The sequence below is a fragment of the Amycolatopsis sp. FU40 genome, assembly GCF_021903635.1.
Classification (GTDB): domain Bacteria; phylum Actinomycetota; class Actinomycetes; order Mycobacteriales; family Pseudonocardiaceae; genus Amycolatopsis; species Amycolatopsis dendrobii.
This window is the reverse complement of sequence record NZ_CP091381.1, coordinates 3,559,708-3,583,736: the sequence shown is the minus strand read 5'-3', so window position 1 is coordinate 3,583,736 and position 24,029 is coordinate 3,559,708. Positions and strand designations below refer to the sequence as shown.

15 protein-coding genes are annotated in these 24,029 nt (G+C 70.6%); 10 read left to right on the top strand and 5 right to left on the bottom strand.

Annotated elements, in window-relative coordinates; all coding sequences use genetic code 11:
- The first annotated feature begins 1 nt into the window (after nt 1).
- The 5 genes from der (at nt 2) to L3Q65_RS17310 (ending at nt 12,380) form a co-directional block, all read left to right on the top strand.
- On the top strand, nt 2-1,483 hold the full coding sequence (der, locus tag L3Q65_RS17330) for a ribosome biogenesis GTPase Der (protein ID WP_237600255.1): 1,482 nt from the start codon (nt 2-4) through the stop codon (nt 1,481-1,483).
- Nucleotides 1,484-1,799: 316 nt separating this feature from the next.
- On the top strand, nt 1,800-5,687 hold the full coding sequence (locus tag L3Q65_RS17325) for a Pls/PosA family non-ribosomal peptide synthetase (protein WP_237600254.1): 3,888 nt from the start codon (nt 1,800-1,802) through the stop codon (nt 5,685-5,687).
- A 76-nt stretch (nt 5,688-5,763) separates the two neighbouring features.
- A complete protein-coding gene (locus L3Q65_RS17320; RefSeq protein WP_370648189.1) occupies nt 5,764-7,125 on the top strand; it encodes a M1 family metallopeptidase in 1,362 nt (453 codons plus the stop codon).
- 651 nt (nt 7,126-7,776) lie between these two features.
- On the top strand, nt 7,777-10,071 hold the full coding sequence (locus L3Q65_RS17315; protein WP_237600253.1) for a hypothetical protein: 2,295 nt from the start codon (nt 7,777-7,779) through the stop codon (nt 10,069-10,071).
- Nucleotides 10,072-10,091: 20 nt separating this feature from the next.
- Nucleotides 10,092-12,380 (top strand): Tat pathway signal sequence domain protein, encoded by a 2,289-nt coding sequence (locus L3Q65_RS17310; RefSeq protein ID WP_237600252.1) that lies wholly within the window; start codon nt 10,092-10,094, stop codon nt 12,378-12,380.
- A gap of 1 nt (nt 12,381) precedes the next feature.
- Here the strand turns inward: L3Q65_RS17310 and L3Q65_RS17305 are convergent, their stop codons facing one another.
- The 5 genes from L3Q65_RS17305 to L3Q65_RS17285 form a co-directional block, all read right to left on the bottom strand.
- Nucleotides 12,382-14,112, bottom strand: coding sequence for an FAD-dependent monooxygenase (locus tag L3Q65_RS17305; RefSeq protein WP_237600251.1), 1,731 nt, complete (start codon nt 14,110-14,112; stop codon nt 12,382-12,384).
- Nucleotides 14,099-16,024 (bottom strand): maleylacetate reductase and hydroxyquinol 1,2-dioxygenase domain-containing protein, encoded by a 1,926-nt coding sequence (locus L3Q65_RS17300; RefSeq protein ID WP_237600250.1) that lies wholly within the window; start codon nt 16,022-16,024, stop codon nt 14,099-14,101. The genes L3Q65_RS17305 and L3Q65_RS17300 overlap by 14 nt, the downstream gene beginning before the upstream one ends.
- Nucleotides 16,025-16,116: 92 nt before the next feature.
- Nucleotides 16,117-16,998 carry a helix-turn-helix domain-containing protein gene (locus L3Q65_RS17295; protein WP_182895992.1) on the bottom strand — a complete coding sequence of 294 codons (882 nt, stop codon included), beginning with the start codon at nt 16,996-16,998 and terminating at the stop codon, nt 16,117-16,119.
- A gap of 41 nt (nt 16,999-17,039) precedes the next feature.
- Nucleotides 17,040-17,864, bottom strand: a complete 825-nt coding sequence (locus L3Q65_RS17290; protein WP_182895991.1) for an NAD(P)-dependent oxidoreductase — start codon at nt 17,862-17,864, stop codon at nt 17,040-17,042.
- An 83-nt stretch (nt 17,865-17,947) separates the two neighbouring features.
- Nucleotides 17,948-18,745, bottom strand: coding sequence for an IclR family transcriptional regulator (locus tag L3Q65_RS17285; RefSeq protein WP_237600249.1), 798 nt, complete (start codon nt 18,743-18,745; stop codon nt 17,948-17,950).
- Nucleotides 18,746-18,874: 129 nt separating this feature from the next.
- Between L3Q65_RS17285 and L3Q65_RS17280 the strand changes: the two genes are divergently transcribed.
- From L3Q65_RS17280 to L3Q65_RS17260, 5 genes are all read left to right on the top strand, one after another.
- Nucleotides 18,875-19,807, top strand: a complete 933-nt coding sequence (locus L3Q65_RS17280) for a 5-dehydro-4-deoxyglucarate dehydratase (RefSeq protein WP_182895990.1) — start codon at nt 18,875-18,877, stop codon at nt 19,805-19,807.
- Nucleotides 19,807-21,063 (top strand): glucarate dehydratase family protein, encoded by a 1,257-nt coding sequence (locus tag L3Q65_RS17275; RefSeq protein ID WP_237600248.1) that lies wholly within the window; start codon nt 19,807-19,809, stop codon nt 21,061-21,063. The genes L3Q65_RS17280 and L3Q65_RS17275 overlap by 1 nt, the downstream gene beginning before the upstream one ends.
- A 4-nt stretch (nt 21,064-21,067) precedes the next feature.
- On the top strand, nt 21,068-22,210 hold the full coding sequence (locus L3Q65_RS17270; protein ID WP_182895988.1) for a hypothetical protein: 1,143 nt from the start codon (nt 21,068-21,070) through the stop codon (nt 22,208-22,210).
- Nucleotides 22,211-22,309: 99 nt separating this feature from the next.
- A complete protein-coding gene (locus tag L3Q65_RS17265) occupies nt 22,310-22,537 on the top strand; it encodes a hypothetical protein (RefSeq protein ID WP_237600247.1) in 228 nt (75 codons plus the stop codon).
- A gap of 22 nt (nt 22,538-22,559) precedes the next feature.
- Complete coding sequence (locus L3Q65_RS17260) at nt 22,560-24,014, top strand: aldehyde dehydrogenase (NADP(+)) (protein WP_237600246.1); 1,455 nt, start codon at nt 22,560-22,562, stop codon at nt 24,012-24,014.
- The last annotated feature ends 15 nt before the right edge of the window (nt 24,015-24,029 follow it).

The following is a 24,029-nucleotide window of genomic DNA, read 5'->3' as shown; positions in this document are numbered from 1 at the left end:
GATGACAGGGTTTGACGCCGCCGACAGTGCGGTGGACGGTCTCGGCGAAGTCGACGGAAGCTGGTCGGACGAGTCCGAGTTCGCCGCGCTCGACGCACAGATCGAGGCCGAGGAAGCCGACGGCCGGGCGGCCGCCGCGCAGCCGGTGCTCGCCGTGGTCGGCAGGCCGAACGTGGGCAAGTCCACGCTGGTCAACCGCATCCTCGGCCGCCGGGAAGCGGTCGTGCAGGACGTGCCGGGCGTGACCCGCGACCGCGTCGCCTACGACGCGTTCTGGGCCGGGCGTCGGTTCACGCTCGTCGACACCGGCGGCTGGGAGCCCGACGCCACCGGCTTGCAGGCCTCGGTCGCGACGCAGGCCGAGATGGCCATGCAGACCGCGGACGCGGTGCTGCTGGTGGTGGACGCGACGGTCGGGGCCACGGCCACCGACGAGGCCGTCGCGCGCGTGCTGCGCCGGTCGAAGAAGCCGGTCCTGCTGGCCGCGAACAAGGTGGACGACGACCGGCTGCTGGCCGACACGGCGTCGCTGTGGTCGCTGGGCCTCGGCGAACCGCATCCGGTCAGCGCGCTGCACGGGCGCAGCTCGGGCGATCTGCTCGACTCGATCATGGCCGCGCTGCCCGAAGCGCCCCGCGAGGCGGGCACGGTGACCGCCGGGCCGCGCCGCGTCGCGCTGGTCGGCAAGCCGAACGTCGGCAAGTCCAGCCTGCTCAACCGGCTTTCCGGCGAGCAGCGCTCGGTGGTCGACTCGGTCGCGGGCACCACGGTCGACCCGGTCGACTCGCTGGTCGAGCTGGACGGCGAGGTCTGGCGGTTCGTGGACACCGCGGGCCTGCGCAAGCGCGTGAATTTCGCCGACGGCGCGGAGTACTACGCCTCGCTGCGGACCAAGACCGCGATCGACGCGGCCGAGGTCGCGCTCGTGCTGCTGGATGCCTCCGAACCGCTGACCGAACAGGACCTGCGGGTGCTGACGATGGTGGTCGAGGCGGGCCGCGCGTGCGTGCTCGTGTTCAACAAGTGGGACCTGGTCGACGAGGACCGCCGGTACGCGATGGTGCGCGAGCTGGACCGCGGCCTCGTGCGGGTGCCGTGGGCGGAGAAGGTCAACGTCTCCGCGCTCACCGGGCGCGCGGTGCGCAAGCTCGCGCCCGCCCTGCGCACGGCGCTGTCCTCCTGGGACCAGCGCGTGTCGACCGGCCAGCTCAACGGCTGGCTGTCCGACCTCGTCGCGGCCACGCCGCCGCCGGTGCGCGGCGGCAAGCAGCCGAAGGTGCTGTTCGCGACGCAAGCGGGCATCCGGCCGCCGACGCTGGTGCTGTTCACCACCGGGTTCCTCGAGGCCGGCTACCGCCGGTTCATCGAGCGGAAATTCCGCGAGCAGTTCGGCTTCGCGGGCAGTCCCGTCCGGGTGAATGTGCGCGTCCGCGAAAAGAAGCAGAAGCCGAAGGCGGGCGGAAAAGCGGCCCGCAACCGCTGACCGGCAAACGCCCCAATGCCACATTGGGTGCATTGGACGCACCCAATGTGGCATTCGGTGCGTGAGATGCACCCAATGCCACATTGGGGTTATCCCTTGCCGGACCTGCGGTGCGGTGATGTCCGACACGCGGCCGTTACCCGGACGCGACCTGGGCTTGATTGCCGCGTAAAGTGGACCGTCGCTACGGGCGCCTCATTCGGATGGCCAGCCCGAATGACGCTCGCGAAAGGTGAGTGATGGGCTTGCGCGCCCAGAGTTCGACCCTGTCCACGTTCCGGAATACCGGAGCGCGCCCGGCCGCCGAGGTGGCCCGGTGACGCTGACCGCCGATTCCGGCAGCACCGAAGCCCTGACTCTCGCCGTCGAGGCCGCGCTCTCGCCCGCTCTGTTCGAGACCGCCGCCCCGGCCGCCGAGCGCACCCTTCTGGACATCCTCACCGCGACCGCGGAGAAGCACCCCAACGCCGCCGCGCTGGACGACGGCACCGGCCCGCTGAGCTACCGCAGGCTGATGGAAGAGATCGACGCGTATGCCCGCAAGCTGCGCGAACACGGCGTCGGCCTTGGCGACCGCGTCGGCATCCGGATCTCCTCGGGCACTGCCGAGTTGTACGTCGCCATCCTGGCGACGCTGTCGGTCGGCGCGGCGTACGTGCCGGTCGACGCGGACGACCCCGACGAGCGCGCTGAGCTCGTGTTCGGCGAGGCCGGCGTCGCGGCGATCGCCACCGACGGCGAGATCACCGTCGCCGGGACCTCGAGCGGCGCCACCGGCGAGCCCGGCCCGGCCGACGACGCGTGGATCATCTTCACCTCCGGCTCCACCGGCAAGCCGAAGGGCGTCGCGGTCACGCACGCGTCGGCGGCGGCCTTCGTGGACGCCGAAGCCCAGCTGTTCCTCGCCGACGAGCCGATCGGCCCCGGCGACCGGGTGCTGGCCGGGCTGAGCGTCGCGTTCGACGCCTCCTGCGAAGAGATGTGGCTGGCCTGGCGGCACGGCGCCTGCCTGGTGCCCGCTCCGCGCGCGCTGGTGCGCACCGGCGTCGACCTCGGCCCGTGGCTGGTCGCGCAGGGCATCACGGTCGTGTCGACGGTCCCGACGCTGGCCGCGCTGTGGCCGGCGGACGCGCTGGAAGACGTGCGCCTGCTCATCTTCGGCGGCGAAGCCTGCCCGCCGGAGCTGGCCGAGCGCGTGGCCGTCGAGGGCCGCGAGGTCTGGAACACCTACGGCCCCACCGAGGCGACCGTCGTCGCCTGCGCCGCCCAGATGACCGGCGAGGGCCCGGTGCGGATCGGCCTGCCGCTGCTCGGCTGGCAGCTGGTCGTGGTGAACGAGGCGGGCGAACCGGTCGCCATGGGCGAGACCGGCGAACTGGTCATCGGCGGGGCCGGGCTCGCCCGGTATCTCGACGCCGAAAAGGACGCGGAGAAGTACGCGCCGCTGCCCTCGATGGGCTGGGAACGCGCCTACCGCAGCGGCGACATGGTCCGCGCGGAGCCGGAGGGCCTGCTGTTCCTGGGCCGGATGGACGAGCAGATCAAGCTCGGCGGCCGCCGGATCGAGCTGGGCGAGGTCGACGCGGCGCTGCAGGCGCTGCCCGGCGTGCGCGGCGCGGCCGCGGCCGTCCGCCGCACCAAGGCGGGCAACCAGGTGCTGGTCGGCTACATCGTGCCGGAGGACGGCGAAACCCTCGACGCCGACGACGCCGCGACCCGGCTGCGCGCGCAGCTGCCCGCCGCGCTTGTTCCGTTGCTCGCGACCATCGACGACCTGCCGACCCGCACGTCCGGCAAGGTCGACCGCAACGCGCTGCCGTGGCCGCTGTCCACTGTGGACGCGAGCGCGGCCGGGCTGTCGCCCACCGAGGCTTGGCTCGCCGAGGGCTGGAGCGAAATCCTCGGCGTGTCGGTGAGCAACGCGAGCGCCGACTTCTTCACCAACGGCGGCGGCAGCCTCACCGCGGCGCAGCTGATCGCGCGCATCCGCACCCGCCACCCCGAGGTGTCGGTCAGCGACATCTACCAGAACCCGAAGCTGGGCGCGCTGGCCGCGAAGCTGGACGCGCTGAGCGGCGAGGAGACCGAGCGCCGCGAGATCGCGCCGACGCCGCGCCGCGCCGGGCTCGTGCAGTCGCTGCTGATGGTCCCGCTGATGGGGCTCGTCGGGCTGCGCTGGACCACGCTCGCCGCCGCCTGCTCGAACGTGCTCGCCCTGCTGGGCGTTTCCTGGGCGCCGACGATCAACTGGGCGTGGCTCGTGCTCGCCTGGCTGGTGCTGTTCACCCCGGCGGGGCGGATCGCCATCGCCGCGGGCGGCGCGCGCGTGCTGTTGTCCGGCCTCCGCCCCGGCACCTACCCGCGCGGCGGCAGTGTCCACTTGCGACTGTGGACCGCCGAGAAGCTCGCTGAGTTCAGCGGTGCGGACAGCGTCGCGGGCGCGTCGTGGATGACCACGTACGCGAAGGCGCTGGGCGCGCGCATCGGCAAGGACGTCGATCTGCATTCGCCGCCGCCGGTCACCGGTTTCCTCAAGCTGGGCCGCGGCGCCGCGGTGGAGCCCGAGGTCGATCTGTCCGGCCACTGGGTCGACGGCGACGTGGTGCACATCGGCAAGATGCGGATCGGGGCCGAGGCCAGGGTCGGCGCGCGCAGCACGCTGTTCCCCGGCGCGCGAGTCGGCAAGGGCGCGGAGATCGCCGCCGGGTCGACCGTGCGCGGCGCGGTCCCGGCGGGCCAGCGCTGGGCCGGTTCGCCCGCGGTGCGCTCGGACGTCAAGGACGCGCTGAAGTGGCCGTCGAGCCGTCCGCCGCGCTCGCGGTTCTGGGCTTCGGTGTACGGCGCGACCTCGGTGTTCCTCGGGCTGCTGCCCGGGATCGCCGCGCTGCCCGGCGTCGCGGTGATCGGGTACGCGGTGTCCGGCACCTCGAGCTTGAGCGCCGCACTGGGCCAGGCGCTGCTGTTCGTGCCGGTCGCCACCGTCGCCTACTTCCTGACGTATGCGCTGCTCGTGCTGGCCGGTGTCCGCGCGCTGGGCGTCGGCATGGTCGAGGGCTACCACCCGGTGCACGGCCGCGTCGCGTGGCAGGTCTGGGCCACCGAGCGGCTGATGGGGATGGCCCGCGAAGGCCTGTTCCCGTTGTACGCCAGCCTGTTCACGCCGGTGTGGCTGCGGCTGCTCGGCGCGAAGGTCGGCCGCAACGTGGAGGCGTCCACCGTCCTCGCGCTGCCGAAGATGACCAAAGTGGACAGTGGCGCGTTCCTCGCCGACGACACCATGGTGGCCACCTACGAACTGGGCCGCGGCTGGCTGCACGCTGCCCCGGCGCGGATCGGCAAGCAGGCGTTTCTCGGCAACTCGGGGATGACCGCGCCGGGCCGTTCGGTGCCGAAGCGCGGGCTGGTCGGGGTGCTGTCCTCGACGCCGGCGAAGGCGAAGAAGGGCTCGTCGTACCTGGGCATGCCGCCGCTGCCGGTGCGCCGCGCGGTGGAGGAGAGCGACACCAGCCGCACCTACACGCCGCCGCTGCACCTCAAGGCGGCGCGGGCGCTGGTCGAGCTGTGCCGGATCCTGCCGGTGATGTGCGCGGTCGCGCTGACCGTCGGCGTCGCGGTTTCGCTGCTGGCTCTCGCGTCGTGGGGCGGCTTCTGGGCCGCCGCGCTGCTGGCCGGGCCGGTGCTGCTGGCCGCCGGGATCGTCGCGGCGCTCACCGCGACCGCGGCGAAGTGGCTGCTGGTCGGCAAGTTCCGCGAGATCGACCATCCGCTGTGGAGTTCGTTCGTGTGGCGCAACGAACTGGCCGACACGTTCGTCGAGGCGCTCGCGGTGCCGTGGCTGATCGGGTCGCTCGGCGGCACGCCGCTGCTGCCCGCGTGGCTGCGCACGATGGGCGTCAAGATCGGCCGCGGCGTCTGGCTCGACACGTATTGGCTGCCCGAGTCCGACCTGGTCGAACTGGGCGACGGCGCGACGATCAACCGCGGCTGCGTGGTGCAGACGCACCTGTTCCACGACCGGATCATGACCATGTCGCGGGTGACGCTGGAAGAGGGCGCGACGCTCGGCCCGCACGGGATCGTGCTGCCGGGCGCGAGCATCGGCGCGCGCACCACGGTGGGCCCCGGCTCGCTCGTGACGCGCGGCGACGCGGTGCCCGCGGACACGCGCTGGCTCGGCAATCCGATCTCGGCCTGGCGGCGGTGAGGGCACGAGCGTTGCGGACCCCGTCGCGGCGCCTCATCCTGGAAAGGATCACGGCGGCGGGCGAAGGCGGGTTTCGGTGCGGGTGAACGGGAAAGCGGCCGTGCCCGGAGCGGAGACCTCGGGCGACGGGTACCTTCCCGCGCACGGGAACGGCGGCTACCGGGTCCGGCACTACGACCTCGATCTCGACTACCGCATTGGTCCGAACAGGTTGTCCGCCACGGCGGTGCTCACCTGCGAGGCCACCCAGGCGCTTTCCCGGCTGACGCTCGACTTCGGCGAGTTCCGGGTGTCGCGCGTGCTGGTCGAGGGCAAACCGGCGAAGTACGTGCGGCGCGGGCTGAAGCTGCAGGTCAAACCGGCGCGCTCGGTGCCGGCCGGGACCGTGTTCCAGGTGGAGGTCCGCTACGCGGGCAATCCGCGTCCGGTCGGCAGCCGGTGGGGCGACATCGGCTGGGACGAGCTGACCGACGGCGCGCTGGTGGCGAGCCAGCCGGTGGGCGCTCCGTCGTGGTTCCCGTGCAACGACCATCCGGCGGACAAAGCGAGCTACCGGCTCGCGATCGCCACGTCGTCGCCGTATCTCGTTGCGGCGACGGGGAATCTCGTGTCGCGGTACCAGTCGGCGAGCACCACGAAATGGGTGTTCGAACGGCCTGAGCCGACCTCGACCTACCTGATGAGCGTCCAGATCGGCCGGTACGAGGACCTCGAATTGTCCGGCGGCGCCTGGGTTCCGGAGCGCACGGTCGAGCGTCCCGGCGGCGTCGTCCAGCGGGCCGCGGTGCCGCCGCGGCTGCGGCGGGCGTTCGCGCGGGACTTCGGGCGGCAGGGCCGGATGATGGACGCGCTGGAGGAATGGTTCGGGCCGTACCCGTTCGACGAGTACGTGGTGGTCGTGACCGACGACGACCTCGACGACCCGATCGAGGCGCAGGGGATGGCGATCTTCGGCGCCAACCACGTGGACGGCAAGCGCACGCACGAGCGGCTCGTGGTGCACGAACTGGCGCACCAGTGGTTCGGCAACAGCCTGACTGTCGCGGACTGGCAGCACATTTGGCTCAACGAAGGCTTCGCCACTTACACCGAGTGGCTGTGGTCGGAGCGGTCCGGCGGTTCGTCGGCGGAAGAGCTGGCCCGGGCGTGGCATGCGCGGGTGTGCGCCAAGCCCGCGGATGTGGCGATCGGCGATCCTGGCGTGGCGCGGATGTTCGACGAGCGGGTGTACAAGCGTGGGGGGTTGACGCTGCACGCGCTGCGCGGGGAGATGGGGGATCCGGCGTTCTTCGCGCTGGTGAAGGCTTGGGCCGTGGAGAACCGGCATGGTGCGGTGACTACGGAGCAGTTCGTGGCGCTGGCGGAGTCCTATGCGGGGCGGTCGTTGCGGGAGTTCTTCGCGGCTTGGCTGGAGCGGGTGGCGTTGCCTGCGTTGTGAGTCGTCGGGGCGGGTGGCTCGTCGCCTGGCGGCGACATCGGGCCCTTGGTGGCGTGGGGCACCCCGTTGGCCCATTGTGCTGACGGTTCGGGGGTGCTTGTCAAGGCGGGAAAGATGCCTTGACAAGCACCCCCGAACCGCAGGGCGGCTTTGTATCGGGGTTGGGGGAGGGGCTGGGTGCTCCGATAGTCGGGTGTGCTGGTGCGGTTGGGCGCTTCGATGGTCGGGGTGCACCGGCGGCGGTTGGGCGGCGGGAGTTAGCGCCCCAATGTGGCATTGGGTGCGTCTTACGCACCCAATGTGGCGTTCGGTGCGTCACATGCACCCAATGCCACATTGGGGCGCATTCTCGGTGGCGGGCGCGGGCGGGCGGGTGGGTGGTCCGTGAAGGGCTCTTTGAGGGAATCCGGGGCTGCGGAGGGGCTTCTCGCGGACGGCGGGGGCGTGAGGGGGACTCTGAGGGAATCAGAGTCAGTGGGGGTGGCCCGCACGGGCTTCACGTATCTGAGTGTGCAGCTGCCGGATCCCAGTCATCGGATGTCTGTGCGGCTTTCCGGGTGAACGACTCTGGCTTTCGCCTGCTCTGTCTGGATATATTCCGCTGAACCCGCGCAAGCGGGCGCGAAACGTAATATGAATCCGGAGGGTGTCATGGTCGGGGTGTCGCGGCGGACGGTGCTTCGGTCCGTGTCGGTCGCCGCGGGGGCGGCGGCGTTCGGCGGGCTTTGGGCGCAGGGTGCGCCGCCGGCCCCGGCGGCGCAGCGCAGCCCGCACCGGGATGTCGCCATGGACGCGCGGATGCGGTGGCGACGGTTGCCGAAGAACTGGCAGGAAGCGCCGTTCCTGGCCAACGGCTATCTCGGCGTCCAGGCCTACGCGGGGCAGACGCCGCAGGTGCTGAAGTTCATGCTCAGCCACGCTCAGGTCCAGGATCAGCGCATCCAGTGGGAAGCGGGGATAGGGCTGTCCCGGTTGCCGATCGGCGCGATCACGCTCGCCTTCGCCGGCGCGATCACCGGCGTCGACTGGACACTCGACCTGTACAACGCCGAACTCGGCGGCACCATCACCACCACACGCGGGCAGGTCGCGTTCTCCGCCGTGGTGCACAACGATCTTGGCGTCCTGCTCGTCTCGCTCGACCCGAGCGCGGGCGAATCCGGCGCGACGTGGGGTTTCGCCCCGCTGGTCTCGGCGACGACCCGCACGGTGCGCAAGCCGCCGGAGTACACCGCGAATCCTGACCCCGAGCAGACGAACGGGTACTGCGCGCAGCCGTTGACCGCAGGCGGCGGGTACACGACGGCGTGGCGGGAGAAGCGGATCGGCACGAAGCGGTTGTTCGCGGCGGCTGTCGCGTACTCCTTCCCGCGTTCCACGCACACCCGCGACGCCGTGTCGCTGGTCGGCCGGACGCTCGCGACGAACCCGGATCTGCTGCTCGCCTGGCATCGCCGCTGGTGGAACAGCTTCCATCAGCGCAGTTTCGTGTCCGTGCCGGACAAGCAGGTCCAGCGGTTCTACTGGATCCAGCTCTACAAGATCGCCTCGGCGACCCGCAAGGACGGCCCGGTCGCCGCCGAATGGGGGCCGTGGTTCCCGGAGGTCGGCAACAGCTGGACGGCGGTGTGGTGGAACCTGAACGTCCAGGTCACGTATCCGATCGTGAACAGCGCCAACCATCCGGAGCTGGACGCGGTGACCGAGACTTTCCGCCGCGATCACGCGAACCTGGAGGTGTCGGTTCCGCCCGCTTACCGGGACGGCGATACTTACGCCCTTTCGCATCCGGGGGATTGGCGGCTGCGGCCCGGCGGCGTAAGGACGGTCGGCGTTCCGGGGACGACGTCCAAAACGGACCAGACCGGGAACCTGTTGTGGGGCTTGCACAACGTCTGGCTCGCGTACCGCCATCACCTCGACCAGCCGGTGCTGCGCGACGTGCTCTACCCGACGCTCGCGAAGGCGCTCAACTTCTACCGGCACTTCCTCTTCACCGGACCGGACGGGCTCCTGCACCTGCCGCTCACCCGGTCTCCGGAGTACGCCGACGCGGCCGACTGCACGTACGACCTGTCGTTGATCCGCTGGGCCGCGACGACGCTGGTCGACTCAGCGAGGATCCTGCGGCTGAACGAGCCGCGCGTGCCGATGTGGCGGGAGATCGCCACGAAACTCGTTCCGTACCACGAGGATCCGGCCGACGGCGTGCTGATCGGCGACGGCGTCCGGCTCGCTGATTCGCACCGGCACTTCTCGCACTTGCTCTGGCTGTACCCGCTGCGGGAGCGGAACTGGGAGCACCCCGCCGACCGGGACGTCATGACCCGCACCTTCCGGCATTGGGCGGCGGACCAGTCGGCCTGGCACGGCTACAGCTACGCGGCCGCGTCGTCGATGAACTCGGTGATGGACCAGCCCGAGGAAGCCTTGCGGTACTTGAAGTTCTTCCTCGACCGGAACATCGTCGCGGACACCGAACTGACCGCGAACACGATGTACCGCGAGGGCTCGAACTTCGCCATCGAAAGCCCCGTCACCGCCGCACAGTCCGTTGTGGACATGCTGCTGCAAGGTTCCGGGGGAGTGGTGAAGGCATTCCCGTCGGTGTCGGCGAAGTGGCCGGACGCGTCGATCGCCGGGCTGCGTACCGAGGGCGCGTTCTTGGTGGACGCTTCGCGGCGCCGCGGCGTGACGGAGTTCGTGCGGGTGCGCAGCGAAGCCGGTGCCCCGCTGGTGCTCGACCACGGGATCGACGGCGATATCGACGTGCGCGATCAATGGGGCCGGCGGTTGCCGTGGCGGCCGGTCGGGCCCCGGCGGATCACGCTGGAGCTGCGGCGGGGCAGCACGGTCACCGTCACCCCGCGCGGTGCCCGTCCGGACTTCGGGCCGCGTGACGTTCCTTCGCTGGGCACCGTCCCGGCCTGGGGTTTGCCTGACTAGAAACGAGGAGGCTGGCGGACATGGACATCTCGCGCCGGACAATGCTCGGCGGAGCGCTCGCCGGGATCGCCGCCGCAGCGGCCGGGCTGCCGGGGGCCAGCGCGGCGGAACTGGGCCGCGACGGCGTCGACTGGGCGGATTTCCTGGCGACCGCGGACCTGCGCTGGCGGCGGATGCCGAAGACCTGGTACGAGGGCCCTTTCCTGGGCAACGGTTTCCTCGGCTCCGGCATCTACGCCGAACCCGGGCGCAACGCGGTCCGCTTCAACGTCCAGCACAGCCAGGTGCAGGACCACCGGCCGCAGTTCGGGTCGCTGTTCGGACTGGCGCGGCTGCCGATCGGGTACTTCACCCTCGAACCGGTCGGCGCGATCACCGGCCTCGACTGGCGGCTCGACGTCTGGAACGCCGAACTCGCCGGCACGATCACCACCGCGGCGGGCAGCCTGGAACTGCGCGCGATCGTCCACACCGGACAGTCGCTGCTCGCGGTGGAGGTGCGGCCGTCGGAGGGCGAACGCGGCTTCCAGTGGGTGTTCCATCCGGCGAAGGCGATCAGCCCGCGCGCCGATCCGGTGTGGAAGAAGCCGCCGCCGGACGGATACGCGGAGAACCCGCCGGTCCACTTGCAGCAGGCAGGCGACGCGCACCTCGCGGTCCAGCCGCTGCTGGCGGGCGGCGAGCACGTGACGGCTTGGCGTGAGGTCTCTCGCGGCAGCGCGCGGACGCTGTACACGTCGGTCGCGTGGTCGCATCCGGAGAAGACCTCGGCGGTCCGCGCGTTGCAGACCGTGCGGCGGGCGAGCACGCTGGAAGTGCTGACCTGGGACCATCGCCGTTGGTGGCACGACTACTACCGGCGCAGCTTCCTGTCCATTCCGGACACCCGGCTGCAGAGTTTCTACTGGATCCAGCTGTACAAGGTCGCGTCGGCCGCGCGCCGGGAAGCGCCGGTGATGGCTACTTCCGGGCCGTGGCTGGAAAACACGCCGTGGCCCGCGACCTGGTGGAACCTCAACGTGCAGCTGGAATACTGGCTCATCCAAGGTTCCAACCACCTCGAACTCGACGCGGTCAGCTACGCGCTCGGCAAGTACCGGGACCGGCTCACCAGCCAGGTCGCGAAGCCGTACCAGGCCGATTCCGCGGGCATCCCGCGCACCACCGACATGACGCTGCTCAACGGCCTCGCCGACTCGACCAGCGGCTACCCGGTCGGCATCCCCGGCAAGGACACCCCGACGCCCGAGGTCGGCAACCTTACCTGGGCACTGCACAACGTCTGGCTGACCTGCCGGCACACGATGGACCGCCAGCTGCGCCGCGACACGCTGTTCCCGTTGCTGCGCAAGGCAATCAACTACTACCTGCACTTCCTCGCCCCCGGCCCGGACGGCCGCCTGCATCTCCCGGCGACCTTCTCCCCGGAGTACGGCGTGAACGCGCCGGACACCAATTACGACCTCGCCCTGATCCGCTGGGGTTGCCGGACCTTGCTGGACACCGCGCGCGAGCTGCGCATCGCCGATCCGCTGGCGGGCAAATGGCAGCAGGTGCTCGCCACGCTCACCGACTACCCGGCCGACGAGAACGGCTACATGATCGGCGCGGGCGTCCCGTTCGCCAAATCGCACCGGCATTACTCGCATCTGCTGCAGATCTACCCGCTTTACGAGATCACCTGGGAACAACCGGAGCATCGCGAGATCATCGAAACCTCGCTCAACCATTGGGTCGGCTTCGAGGGCGCGTTGCAGGGCTACACGTTCACCGGCGCCGCGTCGATCTCCGCGCAGATGCTCCGTGGCGAGAAGGCCGCGTATTACCTCGACGAGCTGCAAAAACGTTATATCCAACCGAACACGATGTACAAGGAATCCGGTCCGGTCATCGAAACGCCGTTGTCCGCGGCGAAATCCATGCAGGACATGCTGGTGCAGAGCTGGGGCGGCGTCGTCCGGCTGTTCCCGGCGGTGCCGGCAGCGTGGGGTGACATCGCGGTGCGCGACTTCCGGACCGAAGGCGCGTTCTTGCTCAGCGCATCGCGTGAAGGCGGGAAAACGCGCTGGCTGAAGGTGCACAGCGAAGCCGGTTCGCCCTGCGTCCTGAGGCCAGGCATCGACGGCGAGTTGACGGTGACGGACGCGCACGGCCGTCCGCGGCGCTGGCGGCGGCTGGCGAACGGAGACGTGCAGGTCGATCTCGCGCGCGGTCAGGACGCGTATGTCTGCCGCCGCGGCGACCGGCCGGACTTCACGGTCCGGCCGGTCGCGCCCGGCGGGTCGAGCGATCCGTGGGGGATGCCGTGAGCTAACGGGCGAGGAGGCGGCGAAGTGCTTCCAGCAGGCCGGTTCCCGCCGCTGCGTGCCGCCAGGCGATATAGCCGTCCGGCCGGACGAGGAGGCAGCCGTTTTCCTCGATGCCGCTGATCCGGGCCCAGTCTCCGTAGGAATCGCGGGCCTCGGGCGAACCGATGGTCACGACCCGCAGGTCCAGCCCGAGGTCCGCACCGGCTTTCGCGGCGGCTTCACGCCAGGCGCCGCCGGTGAGTCCAGTGAGGACAGTCCACCGGCCGCGGCCGACGGTATCCAATGTGGACACTCGGCGACCGTCCGGGCCGACGAGCCAGACGTGCGGCAGTTTCGCGCCCGGCGTGGTCGTCGGACGGTGGTACAGCTCGGGATCCCGGTCCGCCGCGGGCTCGACGCCATCCGGGAGGACCGCGTTCGAGACGTACCGCTGGTCCATCTCGACGCCGTGCGTGTTGAACTCGTAGTTCTTCAGCTCGATCGCCGCCTGCAACCGCTTCCGCCGCAGGGCTCCGTCCTCGGTGGCGGCGGTGCAGGCGGCGAGACCGGCGGCGATGGCGTCTGAATCGGTGTCGCCGTCGATGCCGAGCGCGGCGAAAATCGGCCCGAACTGGTCGCGACTGAGGTTCGCCCGGTCCACGATCTGCTTGCCGACCGGGGCGCGCTCGGCGCTGTAGCTGTCGAGAAGTCCTTCGCCCGCCTCGCCGCGGACCACCATCGCGAGTTTCCACGCCAGGTTGTACGCGTCCTGCACCGAGGTGTTGGACCCGAGCCCGTTGGACGGCGGATGCCGGTGCACCGCGTCGCCCGCGCAGAAAACGCGCCCGGACGAGTACTGCGTCGCATAGCTGTGGTTGACCGTCCACAGTGAAGTCGAAGTGATCTCCACCGGGAGGTCGGGATCGCCGACCAGGTCGCGGACGATTCTGGCCGCTTCTTCGGCGCTCACGCCGGGCGGTGGCTGCGCGATGTCGTAACCCCAGGTCAGCAGCCATTCGTTCCACGGCCGGACCATCCGCACGAGACCCATCCCGATACCGCCGAGATGCGCGCCCGGCCGCATCACCCAGTACAGCACGCTCGGCCGGTGCGCGACGTGCTCGGAAAGGTCGGCGGTGAAAGTGATGTTCATGCTGCCGGCTTTGCCGGACTGGCCGTCGATCGGCAGCCCGGCTTGCTCGGCGACGCGGCTGCGGGCGCCGTCCGCGCCGATCAGGTAACGGGCGCGGAGAGTGAACTCGTCGCCGCGAACCCGGTCCAGCAATCGCGCGGTCACGCCGTCATCGTCTTGGGCGAAGTCGAGGAATTCCGTGTCCAGGCGCAGCTTCGCCCCGCGCGCGGCGGCATTCGCGGCCAGGATCGGTTCCAGGTAGGTCTGCGGCAGGTCGATCAGGTGGCACGGGCTCGCCGCCGCGTATTCAGTCGCCGAGCGATCAGCGGTGCCCCAGCTGGCGATCCGGCCGATTTCCTCGCCCACGAGCGACGTGCACAGGACGGTGTCGCCCATCAGCTCCGGGGGAGTGCCTTGCGCGAGCGCCTGGTCTTCGATGCCGAGGTCGCGCAGGACCTCCATCGTGCGCTGGTTGGTGATGTGCGCGCGGGGCGTGTGCGCCATCCAGCCGTATCTGGTCGCGAGCACGGTGCGGACGCCGTAGGTCGCGAGCAGCAGCGCGGCGGAACCGCCTGCCGGGCCGCTGCCGACCACGAGGACGTCGGTGTCATACCTGGTCATGATGGGTTCCCGGGGAGACGCGGAAGGTGAAATCGAGGCGGCGCCAGGGTTCGCGCCCGTCCGGCGCGGGGCCGGTCTGTTCGGCGAAGTCGACGATCAGGCCGTCCTTCACGCCGAACACGGTGTCCGAATCGAGGTAGTCGCCGCCGCGGACGAACAGCTGGGTCACCAGCGTGCGGTAGCCCGGTTTGGCGATCATGAAGTGCACGTGCGGCGCGCGGAACGGATGCCGTTCGGTCGCCGTGAGCATGCCGCCGACCGGGCCGTCGTCCGGGATCGGGTACGCCGAGGGCACGATCGTCCAGAACCGCAGCCGCCCTTCGGCGTCGGTCCGGAACCGGGCGCGCAGCACCGGGCCGTCCACATCGGGCAGCTGGACGTCGTAGAAACCGTCCTCATTGGACTGCCATACGTCCACTGTCGCGTCCGGCACCGGGGTTCCGTCCGGTTCGGTAACCTGGACATCAGTCCACAGTGGAGTGCCCGGCAATCCTTCGGCGAGATCCGCGCCCTGCTCGGTTTCCGGCGGTCCCTCCACATAGAACGGACCCAGTACGGCCGACGGCGTGGTGTCCGGCGTCCGCGAGTTCGTGAGCACGTCGACCACGCTCGAAACGCCGAGGATGTCCGACAGCAGGATAAACTCCTGCCGCGTGTCGGAGCTGATTTGCCCGGTACGAGTAAGGAAGCCGATCGCGTACTCCCACTCCTCCTGAGTGAGATCGGTGCGCACGACGTACGAATGCAGCGTGCGGACCAGCTCGGACAGCAGTTCGCGCAACCGAGGATCCGGTGTGCTGGCAAAGCTGTCCACGACCTCCTGGGTGAGCCCACGCAAATCAGGCGGCGTGCCTTCCGCCGGGTCCGGACGAGTGCCGGACCACGCGTGCCGCAGCAGGTCTTCGATGCCGTCGCGGGTGAGTTCGCGCGGATTCGGGTAAGGCGCGGCGGCGGCCAGTTCGGCGGCCTTGGCGAGATCGCCTTCGGCAAGGCCGATTTCGGCCAGCGAACGCGGCACCGGCAGACCGGCGATCAGGTCGAACATCGCGGTCGGCGCGTCCGGCGCACCGAGCGCTTCGGCGATCCGCCGCATCGCGTCGGCGGCGTTCGGCGCGTTGTACGCCATGGCGTGCGGAAGAACGATCGTGTGCGTTTCCGCGTGCGGCAGCCCGAAACTGCCGCCGAGGGTGTGGCACAGCTTGTGGTGCAAACCCATCCCGACCGAACCCAGGCACGAACCGGCCAGCCACGCGGCGCGCAGCGCGTCCGTTCGAGCGTCCGCATCGGACGGATCGGCGGCGATCCGCGGCAGCGCGGCGGCGAGCAACCGGATCGCTTCCAAGGCGAACTGGTCGACGATGGGGTTGGCCTGCGCCGAATAGAGCGCTTCGACCGCGTGCGCCATCGCGTTGACACCGCTGGTCAGCGAGGTCGGCACGGGCAGGCCGAGCGTGAGGTCGACGTCGTAGACGACCACCTCGGGCAGCACCTTCGGCGACGACTGGGTGGTCTTGCGCCCGTGCTCGGTCTGGCCGACCACCGGCGTCATCTCGGACCCGGCGTAGGTGGTCGGCACGATGATCTGCGGGAGGTCGGTGCGCAGCGCGAGCGCCTTGGCCAGCCCGGTCGCGGACCCGCCGCCGATCGCGACGACGCAGTCCGCGGAGTGCTCGGCGACCAGCGCGAGCGCGCGTTCGGTGACCTCGACCGGGGTGTGCATCGTGGGCTCGCCGAAGCGGGCGGCGAGCAGCGGGCCGAGCGCCTCAGCCGTGCGATCGGCTGCCTGAGCAGCGGACTTTCCGGCCACCAGCAGCACCCGGCCGGCTTCGAGCCGCCGCACTTCGTCGGGGACGACGGCGAGCGTGCCGCTGCCGAACACGACCCGGGCCGGGTTGGCGGTGTAGGTGAACATCGACGGTCCTTCCACGCGGGTACGTCGAGTATCCGGGTGGCGAAGACCCCGCGCCTGCACAGACGTGCTGAGCGGACTGCACGAAACGCGCGTCAGCCGTCCCGGCGCAGCGCGGCGGGCGTGGTGCCCAGCTGGGCGCGCAGCACCCGGGTGAGGTGTTCCTGGTGGGAGAAACCGCAGCGCACGGCGATGTCCGCGATCGGTTCGGTGCCGGTGCGCAGCAGCAACCCGGCTTGTTCCACGCGCAGCCGCAGCAGGTAGCGGTGCGGCGGCAGCCCGGTGCGGGCCTTGAACCGCCGGGCGAACCGGCTGACGCTCAGCCCGGCCGCCGCGGCCAGCTCGGCCAGACCGAGCGGTTCGGCGAGCCGTTCGTCCATCAGCTCGCGCACCTGGGCGAACTGCCGGTCAGTCAACGCCTCGACCGGCCTTGCTGCCGGGGGAACGCCCGGCCCGGCCCGGTGCTGCCGCGCGAGCTGCGCGGCGACGAGCGCGCCGAGCTGATCCGCATACGCGCGGGCACCCGGCTCCCACTCCCGCACGACCCGGTCGAGCGCGAGAACGAGCTGTTCGAGCAGGGGATCGACGCTGCCGAGCTCGTCGGCCAGCCGGACCGGAGCGTCCGATCCGGCGGCCTCCTGCACCGCCGAGTCCGGCAGGTACACGTGCAGGGTGTCGAGTTCGCCGCCGAGCTCCACCGACAGTTCCTGGTGCGACGGCTGGAGGAAGAGCCCGCCCGCCGGGATCCGCCTGCTGCGCTCGCCGGGCGACCCGACGCCGCGGCGGACCGTCACGGGACCGGCGAGATGCAGGATCAGCTGGTGCGTGCGAGCGGGCCCGAACTCCGCGCGATACGGGAGTTCGCGCTGTTTGGACAGGTAGATCCGGTCCCAGCCGAGACCCGCGCTGGTGCGTTCCGGGCGGATCCACGGCAGGGAAAGGATGCCGTTCGTGTCGGCAGGCCCGAGCTCGCCCACGGCGTCCTCCTCTTCGAGGGTCCCGTGGGCGAGGGTACCGCTCAGAGCGGGTTGAACACGCCCAGCGGCGCGGTGCAGAACGGCCCGCCGACGTACTCGGCCGCGGCACCGGTCGGCGCGGGCTTGTCCGCCAGCTGCTCGGCGTAGACCTCGGCGTTGTCGTGGGACTTGTAGCCCAGCGCCTCGGCCTCGGCGAGCGAGTAGACGCGGCGGGTGTTGTCCGAGACGCCCCAGATCATCCGGTAGCCCGGCGACGGCGCGCTCAGGCACGCCTCGAACAGCCGCGCCCCGTCGTCCGGCGACAACCAGCTGGTCAGCCCGCGGATGCCGAGCGGCAGCGGGGTCTCGAAGCACGAGCCGATGCGGATGACGATCACGTCCATGCCGAACCGCGACGCATACAGGCTGCCCAGCGCTTCGATGGCGGCTTTGCTTACGCCGTAATAAGTGTCCGGCCGGCTGCTGGAGTCGGCGGGCAGCCCGTTCTCGCCCGCGTCGGCGTTGCGGCGGAAGCCGACGGCGTGGTTGCTCGACGCGAGCACGACCCGGCGGATCCCGGCTTCGCGCGCGGCTTCGAGGACGGTGTGCGTGCCGTTGATGTTGACGTCGAGGGTGGCGTCCCAGGACGCCTCGCGGCTGAGCCCGCCGAGGTGGATCAACGCGTCCGCGCCCGCGCAGGCGGCGGCCATCGCCTCGGGGTCGGTGACCGAGCCGGTCACGATCTCGACCGCTTCGCCGTCCTCGGCGGCGGGCTGCTCGGCGAGGTCGAGCAGCCGCAGCACCCGGCCTTCCCGGCGCAGCCGCGGCCGCATCAGGGTGCCGACGACGCCGGCCGATCCGGTGATCAGCACACGCTGGTCTGGCATGGATTTCCTCTCACGAAAGCTCGTGAGTGCCTGCGCCGGTTCTGACCGGCGCCGACGCTCACGAGGGACACTGGTGGCGGCGGTCAGCGGATTCCGGCGCGGCGCAGCTGCTGGCCGAGCTCGGCGGTGGTTTCGGCCAGCAGCTCGCCGACGCGTTCGACGTCGGCGTCGGTGACCTTGCCCAGCGGCATCGAGCAGCTCATCGCGTCGGTGCCGGGGATGCGGTACGGGATCACCGCGGCGACGCAGCGAACGCCGAGGGTGCCCTCTTCGATCTCGGCGGCGTACCCGCGTTCCCGGGTGCGCGCGAGGTCGGCGTGCAGCGCGTCGAGCGTGGTGATGGTGTTCGGGGTGAGCGCGACCAGCTTCTCGGGCATGAGCGCCTCGACCTCTTCGTGGGTCAGTTCGGCGAGCAAGGCCTTGCCCAGCGCGGTCGCGTGCGTGGGCAGGGTGCGGCCGACGCGCGAGATGAGGTGCGTGGAGTGCTGCGACTCGCGCGTCTCCAGGTAGACGACCTCGGTGCCGTTGCGGCGGGCGAAATGCGCGGTGAAGCCGGTCTTCTCGCGGATGCGCTCCAAAGCTTCGGTGGCGTAGGGGACGATCGCGTCGCGGTCGAGGTAGGCGGTGCCGCAGATCAGCGCGCGCACGCCGAGCCGGTAGCGCGCGGAGTTCGCGTCCGCCTCCAGCCAGCCCGCGTCCAGCAGGGTGCGCAGCAAACCGTGCAGACTGGAGCGGGGGAACCCGGTGCGCGCATGGAGATCCGACAGCGACAGCCACACGTCGTTCGCGGCGAACGTCTCGATCAGGTCGATGGCGCGCCGCGCCGACTTCACGCCCGCGGACTCCGCGGGAGCGGTGGCGGGGTCCGTCTTCTGCGCCATGCGCGTCCTCCAACCGGGCCGTTGACTTGTGAGTCCGGCCATATTAGCGTCCCGAACAGCGTTCTTGTGGGTGAACATAGTCACGATAACAGACTCCATTCAAGAATGTGAACATTGGAGCAGAAACTGATGGCACAGACCGAGATCGAGCTGGACGGCTTGCTGGCGTTCCCGCTGACCCCGTTCACCGAAGACCTCGAGCTCAACCTCGACGGGTTCGCGGAGAACGTGGAGAGCCACATCGCCGCCGGTGCGGGCGCGCTGTTCGTCGCGTGCGGCACCGGGGAGTTCAGCTCGCTGTCGGTCGACGAGGTCGCGGCGCTGCTGGCCAAGGCGCGCGAGGTCGCCGGCGGGCGAGTCCCGGTGTGGGTCGGCGCGGGCGGCGGTGCCGCGGGTGCGCGCGCGGGTGTCGCGGCGGCGCAGGCGGGCAACGCCGACGGGGTGCTGCTGCTTCCGCCGTACCTGGTCACCGGGCCGCAGGACGGGCTGGTCGACTACGTGCGCTACGCGATCGGCGACACCTCCGTGCCGGTGATCGTCTACCACCGCAGCACTGGCGTCTTCACCGCGCCGGCCGCGGTGAAGCTGCTGGACATCCCGTCGGTGGTCGGGATCAAGGACGGCTACGGCGACGTCGAAGCGATGACCCGGATCGTCACCACGATCCGCGCGCTCGGCACGCGGCGTTCCGCGGACTTCTTGTTCTTCAACGGTTTGCCGACCGCGGAAGTGTCCGCGAAGGCGTATGCGGCGGCTGGCGTCGCGCGCTACTCCTCGGCGGTGCACTGCTTCGCGCCGGAGATCGCGCACCGCTTCCACCGCGCGCTCGCGGAGGACGACAACGCGACGATGGACGCGCTGCTCGCCGGGTTCTACCTGCCGCTGGTGGCGTTGCGCGACGAGACGCCCGGCTTCGCGGTGTCGCTGGTCAAGGCCGCCGCCCGGCTGCGCGGCGACAAGGTCGGCACTGTCCGGCCGCCGCTGATCGAGCCGACGCCCGAGCAGATCGACCGGCTGGGCAAGGTCGTCGAAAACGGTTTCGCCGTGCTGAAAGGCCTCTGATGAAGATCCGGGACGTGGTGCTGACCCCGGTCGCCTTCGCGGACGCACCGCTGCTCAACGTGATGGGCGTGCACGAGCCGTTCGCGTTGCGCAGCGTGGTGCAGGTGGTGTGCGACGACGGCGTGGTCGGCCTCGGCGAGTCTTACGGCGACGCGGCGTTCCTCGGCGAAGTGCGCAAGGTGCTGCCGGAACTGGCCGGACACGACATTTTCGACCTGCCGGGCCTGAAGCGGATCATCGCGCGCACGCTCGCCGGAACGGTGCTGACCGACGAGCACGGCCTGATCGGCGGATTCTCCATCCGCAAGACGATCGCCAGCGTGTACTCGCTGTTCGAGGTCGCCTGCCTGGACGCGCAAGGCCAGTTCCTCGGCCGTCCGGTCGCCGACCTGCTCGGCGGCAAGGCTCGCGACGCCGTCGACTTCTCCGCGTACTTGTTCTACAAGTACGGCGCGCACCTCGACGCGGACGAGGACAGCTGGGGCGAGATCCTCACCCCGGAAGCGCTGGTCGGCTCGGCGCAGCGCATGGTCGACGACTACGGGTTCCGTTCGATCAAGCTCAAGGGCGGGGTTTTCGCTCCGGAGCAAGAGATCGAGGGCATCCGCGCGCTCGCTTCGGCGTTCCCCGGGCATCCCTTGCGCATCGACCCGAACGCGGCGTGGACGCCCGAGACGAGCATCCGCGTGGCCGCCGAACTCGACGGCGTGCTGGAGTACCTCGAAGACCCGACGCCGGGCATCGAGGGCATGGCGCGCGTCGCACGCGAGGCGAGCATGCCGTTGGCCACCAACATGTGCGTGGTGAACTTCGGCGACCTGGAACCCGCCTTCCGGGCGCGCGCGATCGGTGTTCTCTTGTCCGACCACCACTTCTGGGGTGGAATGCGCGACACTCAGGCGCTGTCGGTGGCCTGCGAGAGCTTCGGCGTCGGGCTGTCCATGCACTCCAACAGCCACCTCGGAATCAGCCTCGCCGCGATGGTCCACGTCGCGGCTGCCACCCCGCACTTGACGTATGCCTGCGACACGCACTGGCCATGGAAGACTGCCGACGTGATCGAACCGGGCGTGCTGAATTTCGTAGACGGGGCAGTGGCGGTTCCGGACCGGCCCGGGCTCGGGATCACGCTGGACCAGGACGCGCTCGCCAGGGCGCACGAGGACTATGTCCGATGTGGACTGACCAAACGGGACGATGTGACATACATGCGCAAGTACACGCCCGGCTTCGAACCGAACACGGCGAGGTGGTGAACCGGTGAAGGTGACCGGATACGCGTATCCGTGGGACGTGCTCGGCGACACCGCGTTCGCCGAGCGGGCGCAGGATCTCGGGGTGGACGAGGTCGCCGTGGCCTTGGCCTACCACAGCGCCCGCGCCGCGACCCCGTGGTCGACCGAGCGGACCTCGGTGGTCGCGCGCACTGCCGCTCTCTACCGCCCGGTGCGCGCGGAAGCCTGGTCGGACCTCGTGCCCGCCACGCCGGATTGGGTCTCCGGGGAAGACAGCGGCGGCGATGCGGTCCGCCGGCTCAACGACGCCGGAATACCGGCTGCCGCGTGGATCGTGCTCACGCATAATTCGCAGCTGGGCACCGAATTCCCGCAGTACGCGGTGCGCAACTGCTTCGGCGAGTCGTACCCGTGGGCGTTGTGCCCCGCGCAGCCCGCAGTACGCGAGTACGCAGCGACGCTCACCGCGGAATCCGTTGCAGGACTGAAGCTTTCGTCAGTGCTGCTGGAAGCGTGCGGCCCGCTCGGCGGCGTGCACCAGCACCAGCACGAGAAGACCGACGGTGTGTGGGCTCCCGCTGCCGCTCGGCTGTTGTCGATCTGCTGCTGCGACGCCTGTGCGGAAGGCTGGACCGGCCTCGACCCGTCGGAGGTCCGGGAAACCCTGCGCGCCGAGGTGCAGCGGCTGATCGCTACGGCGGATTTGTCGGTGGGCGAGGACAGACTTCCGGGCGAGCTGAAGGAAAAACTGCTGTCTGGTCGGCAGCGGTCGACCGACGCGCTGCGGGCTGCGGTCTTGGCCGTGCTGGAGCCGGGTACGCGGATCGTGCTGCACGGCGCACTCGACCCGTGGGTGACCGGCGCGCTGCCCGGCTTGACCCCGACAGCCGCCGACGACGCCGAGACGGTCGTGCTGCAGAACTGGGCCCCGGGCCAGGCGAGCGTTGACGCCGTCGCGGCCGCACGGCACGCGCTGCCCGACCGGGTCGCGATCGGCAGCTACATCACGGCGGTCGGGGCGAGCGCGGTGCCGGATATCGGGGCTTATGTGGGCGAGCTGGCGAAGGCTGGCGCTACGGAACTGCATCTGTACCACTTGGGCCTTGCCGGGCCTGCGCGTTGGCCGGATCTGCACGCCGCTACCGCTGCTGCGCACTCGGTGTCGTGAGGAGCTGCTTTGAGTCGCGAAGTTTTTGCCGCGGAGCGGGGACGCGTGCTCGCCGGGTGTCGTGAACCTGTGCGGCGAGGAGCTGTGTCGAGTCGCGAGATGTCCGCTCTGGAGCGGGGAAGGGCGCGGGCGGCCGCTGGGCCGTTGGCCGGGGCGGGCCGTCGCCGGGTGCTCGGTGCCGTGAAGTTCGTGCGGCGCGGAGCTGCTCCGAGCCGCGAAACCCCCGCCCCGGAATGGGAAAGCGTGCTGGCAGCCGCCCCGCGGTCGGTCGAAAACATCCCGGCTGACCGAGCCGAGTGCCGCGCCGCCGCGCGCTCGGCGTCCTGAACCTGTTTGACGAGGAGATCCATTGAGCCGCGAAACTTCCGCCCCGGAACTGGAAAGCGTGCTGGCCGCCGCTGCCGCAGCCGCCCGGCCGTTCGCTGAGAGCACCCCGGCCGACCGGGCCCAGTGGCTGGCCGCAGCCGCGGATGCGCTCGACGCCGCCGCTGATGAGCTGATTCCGTTGGCGCACCAGGAAACCCGCCTTCCGGCCGCCCCGCGGTTGAAGGGCGAACTCGCGCGCACCACGTTCCAGCTGCGGCTGTTCGGCGAGGTGCTGCGGGACGGCGAATTCCTGGGCGCGACCGTCGACCACGCCGACCCGGCCTGGCCGATGGGCGCCCGGCCGGACCTGCGCCGGGTGCTCGTGCCGATCGGGCCGGTGCTCGTGTTCGCCGCGAGCAACTTCCCGTTCGCGTTCAGCGTCGCGGGCGGCGACACCGCTTCGGCGCTGGCCGCGGGGTGCCCGGTGGTGCTCAAAGCGCACCCGGGCCACGAAGAGCTCTCGACGCGGACCGGCGAGATCGTCGCGCAGGCATTGACCGCCGCGGGTGCGCCGGAGGGTGCGTTCGCGGTGATCCACGGCGTGGAACAGGGTGTGGCGGCGCTCAAGGACCCGCGGATTTCCGCCGCCGCGTTCACCGGTTCGGTGCCGGGCGGGCGCGCGCTGTTCGACATCGCGGTCTCACGGCCGACACCGATTCCGTTCTACGGCGAACTGGGCAGCGTCAACCCAGTCGTGGTCACGCCGGGCGCGGTGGCCGCGCGCGGCGAAGCGGTGGCGAAGGGCTACGCCGGGTCGTTCAGCCTCGGCGCGGGCCAGTTCTGCACCAAGCCGGGCCTGCTCTTCCTGCCCGAGGGCCACGGGTTGGACGACACCCTGCGCGAGGCCGTCAGCGCGGTGGCTCAGCAGGAAATGCTGAACGACCGCATTGCCGCCGGGTTCGCGCAGAAGCTCGCGGACCTGCGCGCGGTGTCGGGCGTCGAGTCGGTAGTGGAAGGCGCACAGGAGGGCGATGCGTTCACCCCGTCGCTGCTGGCCACCACCGCGAAGGAATTCCTGGCCGGGGGAGAGGCGGTCCGCGAGGAGCACTTCGGACCGGCGTCGCTGATCGTCACCTACTCCGACCAGGCAGAACTGACCGAGGTGCTGGACAGCCTCGAACCCGGCTTGACCGCGACAGTCCAGGGCGAGGACAGCGACGCAGACTTCGTGCGTCCGCTGCTGCCCTCGCTCGCCAGGTTGGCCGGACGGCTGCTGTGGAACGACTGGCCGACCGGCGTCACGGTCAGCTGGGCCCAGCAGCACGGCGGCCCGTACCCGGCGACGACCGCCCCGACCACGACGTCGGTCGGCACAGCCGCGATCGAACGCTTCCTGCGTCCGGTGGCCTGGCAGAGCTTCCCGGACGCGCTGCTGCCGGAAGCCCTTCAGGAAGCGAACCCGTGGCAGTTGCCGCGCCGTGTCGACGGAGCGCGCTGAGCAGAGCCCCTCGTG

What these genes read in the sequence shown, in the direction of transcription:
- L3Q65_RS17290 (WP_182895991.1), bottom strand. Translation starts at nt 17,864, where the DNA reads ATGCCAGACCAGCGTGTGCTGATCACCGGATCGGCCGGCGTCGTCGGC.
- L3Q65_RS17285 (WP_237600249.1), bottom strand. Translation starts at nt 18,745, where the DNA reads ATGGCGCAGAAGACGGACCCCGCCACCGCTCCCGCGGAGTCCGCGGGC.
- L3Q65_RS17305 (WP_237600251.1), bottom strand. Translation starts at nt 14,112, where the DNA reads ATGACCAGGTATGACACCGACGTCCTCGTGGTCGGCAGCGGCCCGGCA.
- L3Q65_RS17310 (WP_237600252.1), top strand. Translation starts at nt 10,092, where the DNA reads ATGGACATCTCGCGCCGGACAATGCTCGGCGGAGCGCTCGCCGGGATC.
- L3Q65_RS17280 (WP_182895990.1), top strand. Translation starts at nt 18,875, where the DNA reads ATGGCACAGACCGAGATCGAGCTGGACGGCTTGCTGGCGTTCCCGCTG.
- L3Q65_RS17275 (WP_237600248.1), top strand. Translation starts at nt 19,807, where the DNA reads ATGAAGATCCGGGACGTGGTGCTGACCCCGGTCGCCTTCGCGGACGCA.
- der (WP_237600255.1), top strand. Translation starts at nt 2, where the DNA reads ATGACAGGGTTTGACGCCGCCGACAGTGCGGTGGACGGTCTCGGCGAA.
- L3Q65_RS17300 (WP_237600250.1), bottom strand. Translation starts at nt 16,024, where the DNA reads ATGTTCACCTACACCGCCAACCCGGCCCGGGTCGTGTTCGGCAGCGGC.
- L3Q65_RS17315 (WP_237600253.1), top strand. Translation starts at nt 7,777, where the DNA reads ATGGTCGGGGTGTCGCGGCGGACGGTGCTTCGGTCCGTGTCGGTCGCC.
- L3Q65_RS17265 (WP_237600247.1), top strand. Translation starts at nt 22,310, where the DNA reads ATGTCCGCTCTGGAGCGGGGAAGGGCGCGGGCGGCCGCTGGGCCGTTG.